Source organism: Xanthomonas sp. WHRI 7064, from assembly GCF_040202355.2.
Classification (GTDB): Bacteria; Pseudomonadota; Gammaproteobacteria; order Xanthomonadales; family Xanthomonadaceae; genus Xanthomonas; species Xanthomonas arboricola.
On sequence record NZ_CP167821.1, the window covers coordinates 4,486,778 to 4,502,588 of the forward strand.

General features: G+C 65.6%; 12 protein-coding genes. 6 read left to right on the top strand and 6 right to left on the bottom strand.

Annotated features, from left to right (window positions below; translation table 11 throughout):
* Positions 1-426 precede the first annotated feature (426 nt).
* Positions 427-1,116, bottom strand: coding sequence for a glutathione binding-like protein (locus ABQY74_RS19140; RefSeq protein WP_016902799.1), 690 nt, complete (start codon positions 1,114-1,116; stop codon positions 427-429).
* A 252-nt stretch (positions 1,117-1,368) separates the two neighbouring features.
* Here ABQY74_RS19140 and ABQY74_RS19145 point away from each other — a divergent pair, with 252 nt between their 5' ends.
* The 5 genes from ABQY74_RS19145 to ABQY74_RS19165 all read left to right on the top strand — a co-directional run bounded on the left by ABQY74_RS19145 (position 1,369) and on the right by ABQY74_RS19165 (position 8,994).
* Entirely contained in the window at positions 1,369-4,383 is a 3,015-nt protein-coding gene (locus tag ABQY74_RS19145; protein ID WP_349794039.1) for a TonB-dependent receptor, read from the top strand.
* 176 nt (positions 4,384-4,559) lie between these two features.
* Positions 4,560-5,261: a SapC family protein gene (locus ABQY74_RS19150; RefSeq protein WP_349782800.1), complete on the top strand. Its 702-nt coding sequence runs from the start codon at positions 4,560-4,562 to the stop codon at positions 5,259-5,261.
* A complete protein-coding gene (locus ABQY74_RS19155; RefSeq protein ID WP_349794037.1) occupies positions 5,251-6,264 on the top strand; it encodes a cupin-like domain-containing protein in 1,014 nt (337 codons plus the stop codon). Before ABQY74_RS19150 ends, ABQY74_RS19155 begins: the two co-directional genes overlap by 11 nt.
* Positions 6,265-6,276: 12 nt before the next feature.
* A complete protein-coding gene (locus tag ABQY74_RS19160) occupies positions 6,277-7,842 on the top strand; it encodes a tryptophan halogenase family protein (protein WP_349794035.1) in 1,566 nt (521 codons plus the stop codon).
* Positions 7,843-7,974: 132 nt separating this feature from the next.
* A complete protein-coding gene (locus ABQY74_RS19165) occupies positions 7,975-8,994 on the top strand; it encodes an energy transducer TonB (RefSeq protein ID WP_016904635.1) in 1,020 nt (339 codons plus the stop codon).
* Between the two features lie 332 nt (positions 8,995-9,326).
* Here ABQY74_RS19165 and ABQY74_RS19170 read toward each other — a convergent pair whose 3' ends face one another.
* From ABQY74_RS19170 to ABQY74_RS19190, 5 genes are read right to left on the bottom strand one after another with little or no spacing between them, the layout of a single operon-like run.
* Positions 9,327-10,520 (bottom strand): ABC transporter permease, encoded by a 1,194-nt coding sequence (locus tag ABQY74_RS19170; protein WP_349794033.1) that lies wholly within the window; start codon positions 10,518-10,520, stop codon positions 9,327-9,329.
* Entirely contained in the window at positions 10,517-11,263 is a 747-nt protein-coding gene (locus ABQY74_RS19175; RefSeq protein WP_016903657.1) for an ATP-binding cassette domain-containing protein, read from the bottom strand. The genes ABQY74_RS19170 and ABQY74_RS19175 overlap by 4 nt, the downstream gene beginning before the upstream one ends.
* 31 nt (positions 11,264-11,294) lie before the next feature.
* The gene (locus ABQY74_RS19180) at positions 11,295-12,872 is read right to left on the bottom strand and encodes an alpha/beta hydrolase (RefSeq protein WP_349794030.1); all 1,578 of its coding nucleotides are present in this window, start codon (positions 12,870-12,872) and stop codon (positions 11,295-11,297) included.
* Between the two features lie 60 nt (positions 12,873-12,932).
* Positions 12,933-13,133: a helix-turn-helix transcriptional regulator gene (locus tag ABQY74_RS19185; RefSeq protein ID WP_016903655.1), complete on the bottom strand. Its 201-nt coding sequence runs from the start codon at positions 13,131-13,133 to the stop codon at positions 12,933-12,935.
* Positions 13,130-13,717 (bottom strand): hypothetical protein, encoded by a 588-nt coding sequence (locus ABQY74_RS19190; protein WP_349794028.1) that lies wholly within the window; start codon positions 13,715-13,717, stop codon positions 13,130-13,132. The genes ABQY74_RS19185 and ABQY74_RS19190 overlap by 4 nt, the downstream gene beginning before the upstream one ends.
* A gap of 328 nt (positions 13,718-14,045) precedes the next feature.
* Here ABQY74_RS19190 and ABQY74_RS19195 point away from each other — a divergent pair, with 328 nt between their 5' ends.
* Entirely contained in the window at positions 14,046-15,611 is a 1,566-nt protein-coding gene (locus tag ABQY74_RS19195) for a beta-xylosidase (protein ID WP_349794027.1), read from the top strand.
* Positions 15,612-15,811: the final 200 nt, after the last annotated feature.

The following is a 15,811-nucleotide window of genomic DNA, read 5'->3' on the forward strand; positions in this document are numbered from 1 at the left end:
GCGCGGCGATGCTGCGCGTGCGCGATGAAGGGCTGCGCACGGTTGTGAGCGTGTACTGCAGCATGGTGCTGGGGTTGTTGTCGCTCAGTTTTTAGCGAGCAGAGGTGCGTTTGGGCTGATGGTCGCAGTTGGCGGGCTACGGATGGTGCATGCGCGTTTCGTGGTGCGCAGGTTACGGGGGGGCGGTGGGTCTGGCTCCACTTGCGTACCCTCACCCCAACCCCTCTCCCGGGGGGAGAGGGGCTCGAGGCGCCCGGGTTTGTGCACACCCGGTTGATGCAAGCGCGTGCCGCTGCTAATTCCTGATGCTATTTGCTGTTGTCGTTGCTGCTGCGCAGTTGCAATAGTTGTCGCTATCGCCGCATGTACTGTATAGTTGTCGCTATCGCCGCATGTACTGTTACGCCACCGTTCCTACGCTTTGCCTCAGCGTTTGCCGAACAGATGCTTGCGCTCTTCCTCGCTCAGCGGCTTGCCGGCGTTGGGGTTGACCTGTTCCTTGAGCGCGTACGCACGTTGCGTGGCCGGGCGCGCGGCGATGGCGTCGTGCCAGCGCTTCAGGTGCGGGAACTCGGCGTAATCGGGGCGGATGTCGGCGTAGACCTCGATCCACGGATAGCTGGCCATGTCGGCGATGCCGTATTCGGGGCCGGCGAGGAACGCCTGCTCGGCCAGGCGCTTGTCGAGCACGCCATGCAGGCGACGCACCTCGGCGTTGTAGCGTTCGATCGCGTAGGGAATCTTTTCCGGCGCGTAGACGTTGAAGTGACCCATCTGGCCGCTCATCGGCCCCAGCCCACCCATCTGCCAGAACAGCCACTCCAGCGCGGCGATGCGGCCACGCGCATCGCGCGGCAGGAAGCGGCTGGTCTTTTCAGCTAGGTACAGCAGGATGGCGCCGGATTCGAACACGCTCTGCGCGGGGCCGCCGTCGGCCGGTGCGTGGTCGACGATCGCCGGCATCTTGTTATTGGGCGAAATCTGCAGGAAGGCCGGCTCGAACTGCTCGCCCTTGCCGATGTTGACCGGCTTGAGCGTGTAGTCCAGCCCGGCTTCTTCCAGGAACAAGGTGACCTTGTGGCCGTTGGGGGTGGGCCAGTAGTACAGGTCGATCATCGTGCGCTCCAGTTCGGCAGGGGATGGTACGCAGCGCGCACCTTGGCGATCGATGGTACGACCAAGCCCGCTACCGGCGCGTGCGCGCACGGTGGTGCTGGCTGGAACGATGTGTGACGCGATTGGCTCGCGGCCGATGCTGCAGTGCAAGTTGACTTGGTTAAGCCTGCGCTCACAAATGCACGATTGTTTCATCGACCTTCGCCTGTCCTGCCTGGGGCCGGCTTATCTTCACTTGGGGAAGAAATCATCGTGAGAGAGCCACGCACCCTGCCGCGCACGCGGCGTCTGACGTCTGCCCTGCTGTTTGCCCTGTCGACGCCGCTGGCCGCGCAGACCGCGCCGGCACCGCAGTCCGCATCCACCGTCCCCGGCGCGAGCCAGGCCGACCCCGCCACGCTCGATGCGGTGCAGGTCACCGGCATCCGCGGCAGCCTCACCTCGTCGATGAACGTCAAGCGCGATGCGCAAGGCATCGTCGACGGCATCGTGGCCGAGGACATCGGCAAGTTCCCCGATACCAATCTGGCCGAATCGCTGCAACGTATCAGTGGCGTGTCGATCGACCGTTCGCTGGGCGAAGGCTCGCGCGTCACCGTGCGCGGCGTCGGCCCGGACTTCAACCTGGTGCTGTTGAACGGCCGGCAGATGCCGGGCGCCAGCATCGAGGAATCCAACGCCTCCAACTCGCGCGCGTTCGACTTCGCCAACCTGGCGTCGGAGTCGATCTCCGGCATCGAGGTGTTCAAGACCAGCCGCGCCAGCACGCCCACCGGCGGCATCGGTGCGACCATCAACATCAAGACCAGCCGGCCGCTGGACAACCCGGGCCTGCATGCCAACGTCGGCCTCAAGGGCGTGCACGACAGCTCCAACGAGAATCTGCCCGGACGCCTGCAGGGCGATTCGCTGACCCCGGAAATCTCCGGCATCTTCAGCAACACCTCGGCCGATGGACGCTTCGGTGTATCGCTGAGCGGCAGCTACCAGGAACGCAACTTCGGCTATAGCCAGGTCGGCGTGCCCAACGGCTGGCGTTCGTTCCGCGGCGATTCCACCGCCTACGGCACCATCCCGCAGCCGGGTGCGCCGGGCTCGGAGAACATCGTCAACCGCCCCGGCCCGAATGACATCTATTCGGTGCCGCAGAACCTCAACTACCGCGTGGTCGGTGTGGAGCGCCAGCGCACCAACGGCCAGTTGACGCTGCAGTACAAGCCGCTGGACAACGTCACCACCACGCTGGATTACACGTACTCGGAAAACAAGATCCAGCAGCAGCGCAACGAGATGTCGGTGTGGTTCAACTATGGGCCATCGGCCAGCGCCTGGACCAATGGCCCGGTCGCCGGGCCGGTGACCTATTCGGAAATCGTCAATCCGGCCACCAGCGATCTGGCCACCGCCGGCTCCAATGCGGCCACCCGCAACCAGAACAAGTCGCTGGGCTTCAATGTGGATTGGGCGGTGAACGACCAGTTCAAGCTCAACTTCGACATCCACCGCTCCACCGCAGAAGCCGGTGCGGACAGCCCGTACGGTTCCAGCAACTCGCTGGGCGTGTCCGGTTTCTACCGCGGCACTTCGGTGGTGGATTTCAGCAAGGATTTCCCGGTGTTGCAGCAGCAGTTGGGCTTTGGCCTGACCGGGCTGGATCCGTCGCGCACCTTGGTCACCGGCTCGGCGTTCCGCAACAGCTACATGAAGTCGGAGATCGACCAGGCCCAGGTCAACGGCGACTTCACCTTCGAAAATTATTCGCAGTTGAAGTTCGGTATCGGCAGCACCGAGGTCAAGAACCGCTCGGCGTTCTCCAACGTGCAGCGCGACACCTGGGGCGGTGCCGGCACCGCAGCCGATTATCCGGACGATCTGTGGATCCCCAGTTCGTTTGCGCAGTACTTCGATGCGATCGACGGCAGCGGCAACCCGGCGCAGTTCAACCAGCTGTTCCTGTTCGACTTCGAACGTGCCCGCCAGGCGGCTGCACAGGTGGCCGGCGACGATGCGCTGTACCGCACCTCGCCGGTGTTCACCACCGACCGCCGCGTCACCGAAAAATCCAAGAACGCCTACCTGCAGTGGAACAACAGCTGGGACGATCTGCGCGTGCCGATCAGCCTGGCCGCCGGTGTGCGTTACGAAGAAACCAAGGTGGACGCGCAGGCACTGGTGCCGGTGGCGGTGGGTATCGACTGGGTCGCCAACAACGAGTTGCCGATCCGCCTGGCCGACTCGGCATTCGCCAGCGGCAGCGGCAAATACGAATACTGGCTGCCCAGCCTGGACCTGAGCTTCAAGCTCACCGAGGATCTGGTGCTGCGCGGCAGCTACGGCGAAACCATCGGCCGGCCCGGCTGGGGCGACATCCAGGGCGGGCAGACACTCAACCAGATCGCGCGCCTGGAAGGCGGCACCGGCCAGGAAGGCAATCCCGGCCTCAAGCCGCTGCTCTCGCACAACATCGATTTTTCGCTGGAGTGGTACTACAGCGATGCCAGCTACGCCTCGGTGGGCTTCTTCCGCAAGAACATCGACAACTACATCGGCGTAACCACGCGCAACGACTCCTCGCTGGGATTGAACACGCCGGTGGGTGGTGCGTACTGGAACGAAGCGCTGGGCAACGGCTGTGCCTCGGCCGACCTGACCTGCATCCGCAACTACATCTTCCGCAACCGCGGCGGTGCGCCGGGTGTGGTGCGCGGGCAGGATGATTCCAACGGCAACGCCACCGGTGTGATCAGCGGGCAGCCGGGCGACCCGGTGGCCAACTTCGCCATCACCGCGCCGGCCAACCAGCGCTCGGCCTCGCTGGACGGTTGGGAATTCAACCTGCAGCACATGTTCGGCGACAGCGGCTTTGGCGTGTCGGCCAACTACACCATGGTCGACTCCGGCCTGACCTACAACAATTACGTGATCGGCGAGCAGTTCGCGCTGGAAGGGCTGAGCGATTCGGCCAACGTGGTCGGCTTCTACGACCGGGACAAGTGGCAGGTGCGTGCGGCCTACAACTGGCGCGACGAGTTCCTGGCCGCACGTTTCGATGGCAGCGGCCAGCCCAATCCGGTCTACACCGAAGCCTATGGCCAGCTGGACCTGAGCATCGGTTACCAGTGGACCGAGAACCTGTCGCTGAGCCTGGAGGCGATCAACCTCACCGACGAGGTGCAGCGTCAGCACGGCCGTCACCCGAACCAGATCATCTACGCCACCCAGACCGGCCCGCGCTACATGCTGGGCGTGCGTTACAAGTTCTGGTGATGCAGCGCGTTGGTCATGCAGTGATGTTCTTATAAGCGCTCCCGGCAGTGAGTCTGCCGGGGCGTTCGCACGGCGCTCTCCTGGCGTTTCCCGGATGTGTCGCATCCGGGGCTTGCCATGCCGAAGCAACTGTCCAAGCATGGGCCACGCGCCCCGCGTGATGTGTCTTTCCCCCCATGACCAATGCCGTGTTGTTGAACAATCTCGATCACCGCGACCTGCGCGTGATCACCGCACACGGCGCCGCCTACGGCGACGACGTGATGTCGGCTGCGACCTTTCCACAGGAATTCCGCCAACTGCAGGCGCAATACCCGATCGTGTTCCATCGCAGCGGCGAGCGCAGTTTTCAGCCGCTGGCATTGCTGGGATTACGCCTGGGCGAGAACCTGTTCCTGGATGGTGCGCGCTGGGATGCGCCGTACGTGCCGCTGGCGATCCAGCGCCAACCGTTTTTGATCGGCGAGCAGGCGGACGGGCCGATGGTGCACGTGGACCTGGACAGCCCGCGCATCAGCCGCAGCGAAGGCGAGGTGCTGTTTCGCGAACACGGCGGTACCACCGAGTTTCTCGACCACATCAGCCAGGTGTTGCGCACCTTGCACGATGGCCTGGCCGCGAGCGAGGCCTTCGTCGGCCGCTTGCTTGGCTACGACTTGCTCGAACCGTTCGTGTTCGAGGCCACGCTGCAGAACGGCCTGGAATGCCGTCTGACCGGGCTCTACGCCGTGCATGAGGAACGCCTGCGCGCACTCGACGATGCGGCCTTGCTCGATCTGCATCGGCATGGCGATCTGGAACCGTTGTACATGGCGGTGGCCTCGATCGCGCAGTTCCGCCATCTGCTCGACCGCATGCAGCGCCGTCATGCTGGCTGAGCCGCGCGCCATCGAAGAACGGCATGGGCTGGACCCGCGGCAGCTGGACCCGGCCGTGCTGCGCTCCACCACGCCGTTGGTGTTGCGCGGGCTGGTGCGCGACTGGCCATTGGCGCAGGCCGGCGCGACCTCGGCGCAAGCGGCGGCCGCCTACCTGCGCGGTTTCGATCGCGGTGAAGCGGTGGTGGCACAGGTCGGCCCGCCGGACATCGGCGGGCGCTTCTTCTACAACGCGGACATGAGCGGCTTCAATTTCCGCCCCGAGCGCGTGCCGCTGGGCGTGGTGCTGGAGACCTTGCTGCGCGATCTGCACAACCCGCAGCCACCGGCGATCTACGTCGGCTCCACCACGCTGGACACCTACCTGCCCGGCCTGCGCGCGCACAACCCGATCGCGCTGCCGCAGCGCGAGCCGCTGGCCAGTATCTGGATCGGCAACCGCACCCGCATCGCCGCCCACCAGGACCTGCCCGACAACCTGGCCTGCGTGGTCGCCGGGCGCCGCCGCTTCACCCTGTTTCCGCCGCAGCAACTGGCCAATCTGTATATCGGCCCGCTCGATCTCACCCCGGCCGGTCAGCCGGTCAGCCTGGTGGATATTGCCGCGCCGGACCTGCAGCGCTTTCCACGCTATGCGCAGGCGCTGGAACACGCGCTGGTGGCCGAGCTGGAACCGGGCGATGCATTGTTCATTCCGAGCATGTGGTGGCATCACGTCGAAGCGCTGACGCCGTTCAACGTGCTGGTGAATTTCTGGTGGCGGCAGAGCCCGGCCTACATGGATTCGCCGATGAACGCGCTGATGCTGGCGCTGCTCACCGTCCGCGACCTGCCAGCGGAACAACGTGCGATCTGGCGGGACGTGTTCGACCATTACGTGTTCGATGCCGATGCGGACACCGCCGCACACATGCCGGAGTCTGCGCGCGGCGTCCTGGCGCCGATGGACGAGGCCCGTGCCCGCAGCCTGCGCGCGCGGTTGCTGCAACGCCTGAATCGCTGAGGATCTGACGCCATGACCGACACCGCCCCTTCCGACCCACAACAGCGCCCGGTGCGCCGCGTCGTCATCGCCGGTGGCGGCACCGCCGGCTGGATGGCCGCCGCCGCGTTATCCAAAGTGCTGGGCCGGCACCTGCAGATCACCCTGGTGGAATCGGACGAGATCGGCACGGTCGGCGTGGGCGAAGCCACCATCCCCAGCCTGGTCACCTTCCACCGCCTGCTGGAGATCGACGAAGCCGCGTTCATGGCCGCCACGCAGGCCACCATCAAGCTGGGCATCGGCTTCGAACACTGGCGCGATGTGGACCGGCACTACATCCACTCCTTCGGCCACACCGGCACCGATCACTGGAGCGCGGGCTTCCAGCATTTCTGGTTGAAGGGCCGGCAACGTGGCGTGGCGCGCGACTTCGGCGACTACTGCCTGGAACTGCGTGCCGCGCAGGAAGGCCGCTTTGCGCATCTGCCCAACGGCGGCATGAATTACGCCTACCACCTGGATGCCGGCCTGTACGCGCGCTTCCTGCGCCGCTTCAGCGAAGGCTTCGGCGTGCAGCGTATCGAAGGCCGCATCGGCAACGTGGAGACCGACGCGCACAGCGGCTATCTCACCGCGCTGACGCTGGACAACGGCACGCGGGTGGAAGGCGATCTGTTCCTGGATTGCACCGGCTTTGCCGGCCTGCTGATCGGCAAGACGCTGGGCGTGGGCACCGACGATTGGTCGCAGTGGCTGTTCGCCGACAGCGCGCTGGCGGTGCAGACCGAATCGGTCGGCGCGCCGGTGCCCTACACCCGCTCGCGTGCCGATCAGGCGGGCTGGATGTGGCGCATACCTCTGCAGCACCGGGTCGGTAACGGCATCGTGTACTCCAGCCGCTACATGGATCAGGACAGCGCCGCGCAGGTACTGCAGCGCAATCTCAGCGGCCGCGCACTGACCCAGCCGCGCGCACTGCGCTTCACGCCCAATCAGCGGCATCGGGTGTGGGAAAAGAACTGCGTGGCGCTGGGCCTGGCCAGCGGCTTCCTGGAGCCGTTGGAATCGACCAACATCCATCTGATCCAGCGCGGCATCATCCGGCTGATGCAGACCTTTCCGCAGGTCATCAACGATGTCGACATTGCCGAGTACAACCGCCAGGCCGCCGCCGAAATCACCCATATCCGCGATTTCGTGATCCTGCACTACCATGCCACCGACCGCCGTGACACGCCGTTCTGGCGCGATTGCGCGGCGATGGACATCCCCGACACGCTGCGGCACCGGGTGGAGTTGTTCCGCCAGAGCGGGCGGGTGTTCCACCAGGCCAACGAGCTGTTTGCAGAAAATTCCTGGGTGCAGGTGATGCTGGGCCAGGGCATCACGCCAAAGCAGCACCACCCGGTGGCCGATCTGATGGGCGATGCCGAGCTTCGTCATTTCCTGGAAACCATCCGCACACGGGTCGATGCCGCATTGGCGCGGCTGCCTGCGCATGCGGACTTCCTGCACCGCTACTGCCCTGCGCCGCCGCTGCCCGAGCCGGCCACGCGGCTGCCGGCCAACGCCGCACTGGCCACCGGAGCGCGATGAATTTCGCACCCGGCAGGCGCCCCCCTTGGCTTAGACCGCCCCAGCAATGCTAGATTGCCGCTTTGCCGTCCATTGCGGGAACAATGGCCGGCCTCGCCGCAGCATCTTTCGCAATCGGGGTAAGGGGGACGCATGTTGGATCTGACACAGGGCCGTATGGCACGCCGGATCGCGCCGGTCATTTTGTTGGTCGGCCTGGCCGCCTGCTCCAAGCAGGACGACAAGGCCGCCACCACCGCGCCTGCCACCGGCGCCACGCCTGCGGCACCGGCTGCCGCGCCGACGCCGGCCACGGCAGTGTCGCCGCAGGTGCAATCGATGGCCGCCGACCAGTTGCGCGCATCGGCCACCAAGGCCTTGCAGGACAATCGCATGTACGCCCCGGCCGGCGACAACGCGGTGGAGTACTACCTGGCCTTGCGTGAAAAGCAGCCGCAGGACGCCACCGTCAACAGTGCGCTGACCGATCTGCTGCCGTACACGCTGATCGCCGCCGAACAGGGCATCAGCCGCGAAGAATTCCCCGAAGCGCAGCGCCTGATCGCGTTGATCGAAAAGGTCGACCCCAAGGCACCGGCACTGCCGCGCCTGAAGAGCGGCCTGGAAACCGGCATGAAGACCGCCGCCAGCCGCTCCGAGCAGGATGCCGAGCAGGCCAAGAAGCTGGTCGAAGACAAGGCCAAGCAGGCCGCTGAGCAGAAGCGTCTGGCCGAGCAGCAGACCCGCGAGGCGGCCGCTGCGCAGCAGATCGCCGCGCAACAGGAAGCCGCCCGCCAGCAGAGCGCCGAGGCCGAACGCCAGGCTGCGGCGCGCCGTCAGGCCGAGACCCCGACGCCTGCTCCGACCCCGGCCGCCCCGCGCCCGGCCCCGGCGACTGCCGCAGCTGCACCGGCCGCGCAGTCGCTGCGCCCGATCAGCACCCCGGCACCGCGTTACCCACCGGAAGCGCTGCGCGCCGGCACCTCCGGCGAAGTGCTGGTGGAGATCACCGTCGGCACCGACGGCTCGATCACCGCCTCGCGCGTGCTGCGCGCCACCCCGCCACGCGTGTTCGACCGCGAAGCGCTCAATGCGGTCAAGCGCTGGCGCTTTGAACCGGTGGCCGCACCGGTGACCACGCGACGCACGCTATCGTTCAACCCGGGCGGTTGAGTAGGGCGTTGGGCGATCGGGCACATCTGCATGCGGCTGAGTGAGTGAGTCTGTTGGTCGCTTGATCGCTTGATCGCTTGATCGCTTGGTTGCTTGATCGCTTGGTTGCTTGGTTGCTTGGTTGCTTGGTCGTTGATCGCTTGATTGGTCGATCGTTTGTTGATTGCTGGCTGATGGCTGATGGCTGATGGCTGCCGATGATCGATGCACTGCACGCCCGGCGAATGTCGGGTACCAAACAAAAAGCCCGCAGCGATGCGGGCTTTTTGTTTGCTGGTGATCGGTACCCTCATCCGCCCTGCGGGCACCTTCTCCCAATGGGAGAAGGAACATCAGCCGGAAATCGCCAGCCGCTCCTGGTGATAGCGCCGCACCGCTGCGTACCACAGCACCGCGGCCACACCGAAGCCCGCCAGCAGATACACCGCCCAGGTCTGCGCAGTGATGTGCTCGTGGCGGATCACCTTGAGCAGCATCTGGTTCTGCGCCAGAAACGGCACCGCGAAATGCCAGAGCTGCGTCTTCAACGGATACGCCATCAGCGCATAGCCCGGCAGCATCGGCAGCAGCAACAGCCAGGTCATATGCGCCTGCGCTTCCTTCATGCTCTTGGCGGCAGCGGCCAGATAGGTCAGCAGCGAGGTGCCGATGAACAGCATCGGCACCAGGATGAACAGCATCTGCAGCATCGGCACGAAGCCGACGTTGAGCTGGCGGCCCAGGTTCGAGGTGGACAGCTGCGCACTCAACTTGAAAGCCAGCAAGGTCAGCAACAGCGACACCATGCCGATCACGCAGGCAGCGGCGATCTTGCCGCTGACGATCGCACTGCGCGGCGCCGGGGTGGCCAGCAAGGGTTCCAGCGACTGGCGTTCGCGCTCGCCGGCAGTGGCATCCAGGATCAGCGAGGCGCCACCCAGAAACGAGGTGATCACCAGCAGCACCGGCAGCAGCATCGCCATCATCTGCCCGCGCTTGGCGTCGGCGGTGGCCAGATCCTGCGCGGCGATTTCCAGCGGCCTGCCCACCTGCGCGTCGATGCCGCGCGCCAGCAGGCGCAGTGCACCCACCTGCTGGCTATAGCTGCCGAGCGCAGCCTGCAGGCGCAGGCTCGGCACGTCGGCTTCACGCCGCGTGCTGTCCTTGATGACCTCCACCAGCGCCGGGCGCCCGGCGCGCCAATCGTCGGCGTAGCTGTCGCTGATGCGCAGCGCCACATCCACATCCTGATTGCGGATTGCGGCGGTCAGATCGGCCGGCGCATCGACCGCATTGAGCCCCTGCGCGGCCAGGAACCGCACCAGATTGGGCGCGTTCTCGCGGCCGAGCATGGGGATCTCCAACGGCTTGTCGATCTGCGTACGCACGCGGCTTTCGCTCAATGCGCCCATGCCCAGGATCAGCACCGGATACAGCAATGGCGACAGCAGCAACGCCAGTGCGAGCGTGCGGCGATCGCGGCCGATGTCGCGCAATTCCTTGCGCAGCACCGTCCATAGCGTGGACAACAACGATATGGTGCTCATGCGTGCAGTCCCTCGTCCGAACCGATCGCCTTGACGAAGGCGTCTTCCAGGTTGTCTTCACCGGTGCTGGCGCGCAGTTCGTCGGCGCTGCCGCAGGCCACCACCGTGCCCTTGGCGACGATGACGATGCGATCGCACAGCGCCGCCACCTCCTGCATGATGTGGCTGGAAAAGATCACGCAACGCCCCTCGGCCCGCAGTTGCTGCAAGAAGCCACGCATGGCGCGCGTGGTCATCACATCCAGCCCGTTGGTGGGCTCGTCGAGGATGACGTTGCGCGGGTCGTGCACCAGCGCGCGCGCAATCGCGGTCTTGGTGCGCTGGCCCTGGCTGAAGCCTTCGGTCTGACGGTCGAGAATGTCGTCCATGTCCAGCGCGGCCGACAGCAGGCGCGTGCGCTCGGCGATCTGAGCACGCGACAGGCCATGCAGCTCACCGAAATAGGCGATGTTCTCGCGCGCGGTCAGCCGCTTGTAGACGCCGCGCGCATCCGGCAACACACCCAGCGCGCGGCGCACCGTCACCGGGTCGCGGGCGGCATCCACACCGTCCACCATGACGCTGCCCTGGTCGGGCGACATCAGCGTGTAGAGCATGCGCAAGGTGGTGGTCTTGCCGGCGCCGTTGGGACCGAGCAGGCCGGTGATCTGGCCGTCGGCAGCACTGAAGCTGACCCCATCCACCGCCTTCACCAGGCCGGTCTTGGTCTTGAACGATTTGTGCAGGTTGTCGACGACGATCATGCGTGCGCCTCCGTGGCGTGGTCGGTGCGGCTCATGGTTCCCATCCGTTGAACGAGGTAAACGCAGGCACGTTGTTGAGATCGGCAACGCACTGCGCGTCCAGCCCACCGGCATTGGTGGTTTCCATGAACTGGGCCATCAGTTTGGGGATGCAGCCCAGCGCCATGACGCTGTGTCCCTGGCCGGGCGCAACCAGATGCCGCCCATTGGGCAGTCCCTTGAGCACGGTGTCGGCATAGCGTGGCGGCGTGACCGGATCCAGCTGACCGGACAACAGCAAGGCCGGAACCTGCGAGCGCAGTGGCGCGGTGAAGTCGGCGGCACGTTTGCCGGTGGGCCACACAGGGCATGCGGCAAAGACGCTGCGTGGGACATCCTCGCCCAGCAGCAGCGCCTGGTGTTCGGGCGCCGGGCGATAGCGATCCGCATCTTCAGCGCACACCACCGACCATTGCATGGGCTGGTTGATCTGCATGTCCATGTGCGACAACGCCATCAGCGACGCGTAGCGACCCGCGGCGGCTTCATCCAGCACCAGCGGCAGCAGGGCAGCGCTCTGCGGTGCGTAGGAGAACGTAAACGCCAGGCCTATCACCGCATCGGCGGTCACCCGGTCGCGCTTGATGGCGTTGGTGCGCAGATCGCGATACTCCACCTCCGGTGATTCGGTCTTCAACCGCTCCATGACGGTGCGCAGTTGCGTGCGCACATCGGTGGGAAAGCGCGCGCGACACGCGGCGATGGCACGGCACTGTTCGGACTGCAGGATCAGTGCATCTTCGAAGGTGCGTGCAAACTCACCACTGATCACCAGATCGCTGGGCGCAACGCCATCAAGCACGATGGCCCGCGTCTGTGCGGGATAGCGTTTGGCATAGTGCTGCGCCACCCGCGTGCCGTAAGACACACCGACCAGGTCGATACGTGGCACGCCCAGGGCGGCTCTGACTGCATCCAGATCGCCGATGGCTTCGGCGGTGGTGTAGTACCGCGGGTCGGCACGGCCTCGCAGGCCTTCGGCACACTGCTTGGCATGGGCCATCAATTCTTCCGGACTGGACGCCATGCCGGTCTGCAACGGCTTGCCATCGGCAGTCTCGCAACGCAGTGGGTGCGATCCCCCGGTGCCGCGTTGATCGACCAGAAAGATGTCGCGCTTTTTACGCACTTCGCGCAATGCCGCCGCGGCGATGGCGGCAACCTCGGTCGCCGATTGCCCCGGCCCGCCGGCGATGAAGAACACCGGATCCGGCGTGCTGCCGGCGCCGGCATCGCTTTCCAGCCAGGCGATCTTCAGATCGATGCTGCGCCCGGTCGGCGCGGCCGGGTTTTCCGGCACGCGCAGGCTGGCGCATTGTGCCTCGATATTGCCGGCCGCGCTGCCGGAACTCAGCGTGCACGGTGCAAATTGCAGCGTGCCGTAGCGAGTGCCTGCGGCGGTGCCGGTCTGTAGCTTGGCCGCCTGCGGCTGCGCGGTGCCGGGCGTGGCTGCGCCCGCCTTGGGCGCGGCAACTGCGTTTTCAGCCGATTTTTCCGCAGGCTGACATCCGGTTGCCAGCAATGCGATCAGCAGCGCCGCCACCAGTGTGGGTTGCTTCACCATATTCACCATCTCTCCTGATAGTTCCTGTCCCCTGACGCCGCATCCGGTCGGGCGTGACCGGCGCGGCTACTGCCCGTCTTCGTAAAGAAAGACGTGCTCGATCGATTCCCCAAACAGACGCGCGATGCGAAATGCCAACGGCAGACTGGGATCGTACTTGCCGGTTTCCAGCGCATTGATGGTCTGCCGCGATACGCCCAGGCGTTCGCCCAACTCGCCCTGTGACCAGCCGCTGGCCTCGCGCAATTCGCGCACCCGGCTATTCATTCGAACCGTCGGGCATTGATGCTTTTGGTGATGCCGTAGATGGCGCACAACATCGGAAACACCCACAACATCGCCACCGTCGCGGGGATGTCGATCAGCTCGGCGGCCTGCAGGAACCCGCCGGTCATGTACGCGCCGCTGACCAGGCCGGCGGCAATGGCGATCGACTCCAATTCGATGCGCCGCTGCATTTCGTCCGAGTCGCGCACGTAGCGCGCCACCGCGCGGATCACCAGGGCGACCAGCACGGCCGGCAACAAGGCGATCAGCACGCGTGCCCAGCTCGGATCCACATGCGCAAGCAAGTATCTCCAGAACAGCATCACCACCACATACAAGCCCATCGGCACGCCGAATTCGCGGTAATAGCGCCGCGCCAATGCCGGCCGTGTGCTGTCGCGCAGGCTACCGCGCGACAGCAAGAGCAGCAGCGACAGCACCAGGCAGGACACGCCCGCGCCGGCACAGAGCCCGGCAAGGTGGGCACTCATCGGCAGCAGCTGCCAGCGACCGAGCGCGCTGACGGCGAGCAGGCCGGCTCCCAGACCGAGCGCCAGCAGCGCATTGCGTTTGCAGCGGCTCATATGCGTTGCCTCGCGCGCGCCGATGGGCGCACTGGCAGGCCAGTGTTCCCCATCCCGGCATCGCCGCGCAGCGGCCGCTGCGCCGACCATGCCGGTGTGCATTCCCGTTGCCGATGCTGCTGACGCATTCCCTTCGCCTGTCAAGTTAACTTGACAGGCACGATGCGCCTGGCGCGGCCGGCTGTCAAGCACCCTTTACACACTCGACCGCGTGCAATCCCTGCTCATCGCCACGCAACGCTGGCAGCAGGAAGACCAAGCACGCCCGTCCGCAGCACTGGGCCGGAGCTGGGTTACGCTCCGCGATCGAACATTGGCGGGAGCGGTGATGCGTCTGAAGATCTGGTTGGCAATTGCACTGAGCGGCTGCATGGCGAGCTCTGCCATGGCGCAGGAGGCGGCGCCTCGCACGATCGAGCTGGATCTGGCCAGCGCCGCCGGGCCGGTCGACCGGTTCTACGACCTGTCGATCGGCTCGGACTTTCCCGGCACCTTGATCCGCAGCGACAGCCAGGCGCAACTGGTTCCGGCGGTGCAGGAGCTGGGGTTTCGCTATATCCGCTTCCACGACGTGTTCCACGACGTGCTCGGCACGGTGAAAGACGTCGACGGCACGCTCGTCTACGACTGGACCAAACTGGATCAGCTCTACGATGCGCTGCTGGCCAAACGCATCCGTCCGTTCGTGGAATTGGGCTTTACGCCCGGCGCGATGAAGACCTCCGAGCAGACGCTCTTCTACTGGAAGGGCAACACCTCGCATCCGGACCCGGCCAAGTGGACGCAGCTGATCGACGCCTACGTGCGCCACATCCGTGCGCGCTACGGTGCCGACGAGGTGCGGCAGTGGTACTTCGAGGTGTGGAACGAGCCCAACCTCAAGGATTTCTGGGAGAACGCCGACCAGCAGGCCTACTTCGACCTGTATGCGAACACCGCGCGCACGATCAAGGCGATCGATCCGCAGCTGCGCGTCGGTGGCCCCTCCACCGCCGGTGCGGACTGGGTGCCGGAACTGCTGGCCTTCGTTGCCAAGCACAAACTGCCGATCGACTTCGTCACCACGCATACCTATGGCGTGGACGGCGGCTTTCTCGATGAGGACGGCAAGCAGGACGTCAAGCTGTCGGCATCGCCAGATGCCATCGTCGGCGACGTGCGCCGCGTGCGTGCACAGATCCAGGCCTCGCCGTTTCCGGATCTGCCGCTGTACTTCACCGAGTGGAGCAGCAGCTACACGCCGCGCGATTTCGTCCACGACAGCTACATCAACGCGCCCTACATCCTGACCAAGCTCAAGCAGGTGCAAGGCCTGGTGCAGGGCATGAGTTACTGGACCTATACCGATCTGTTCGAAGAACCCGGCCCGCCGCCCACGCCCTTCCACGGCGGCTTCGGGCTGATGAATCGCGAGGGCATCCGCAAGCCGGCGTGGTTTGCCTACAAATACTTGAACGCGCTCAAGGGCCGCGATGTTCCACTGCGCGATGCGCACGCATTTGCGGCGGTGGATGGCCAGCGCATCGCCGCGCTGGCCTGGGATTGGCAGCAGCCGGTGCAGGCGGTGAGCAATACCCCGTTCTATACCAAACAGGTGCCGAGCACCGACAGCGCAGCGCTGGTATTCCGCTTGGCGCACGTGCCGGCCGGCAACTACCGGCTGCAGGTGCGCAAGACCGGCTACCGGCGCAACGATCCACTGTCGCTGTACATCGACATGGGCATGCCCAAGGACCTGGCGCCGCGGCAGCTGGCGCAGTTGCAGCAGGCCACGCGCGACACGCCCGAGCAGGACCGGCGCGTGCGCGTCGGCACCGATGGCGTGGTGGAGATCCGCGTGCCGATGCGCAGCAACGATGTGGTGCTGATGACGCTGGAGCCGTCGGCGCGCTGAGCGCCCGGCACGCCATTGCGCCTGCAATCAGGCGAGGCGTTGGGTGTGGATTGCGTGCGCGCAGCGATGCGCGCAGTTCGGCGCGACGCCCCGACCGTGCATCGTTCGCGACGTCGGGTTCGTCATGCGTGCGTTGCCGCATGTCACGCGCATCGCCGCAGGACATTGCAGGCACGACATCATCAAGGTCCAGCGCGCTG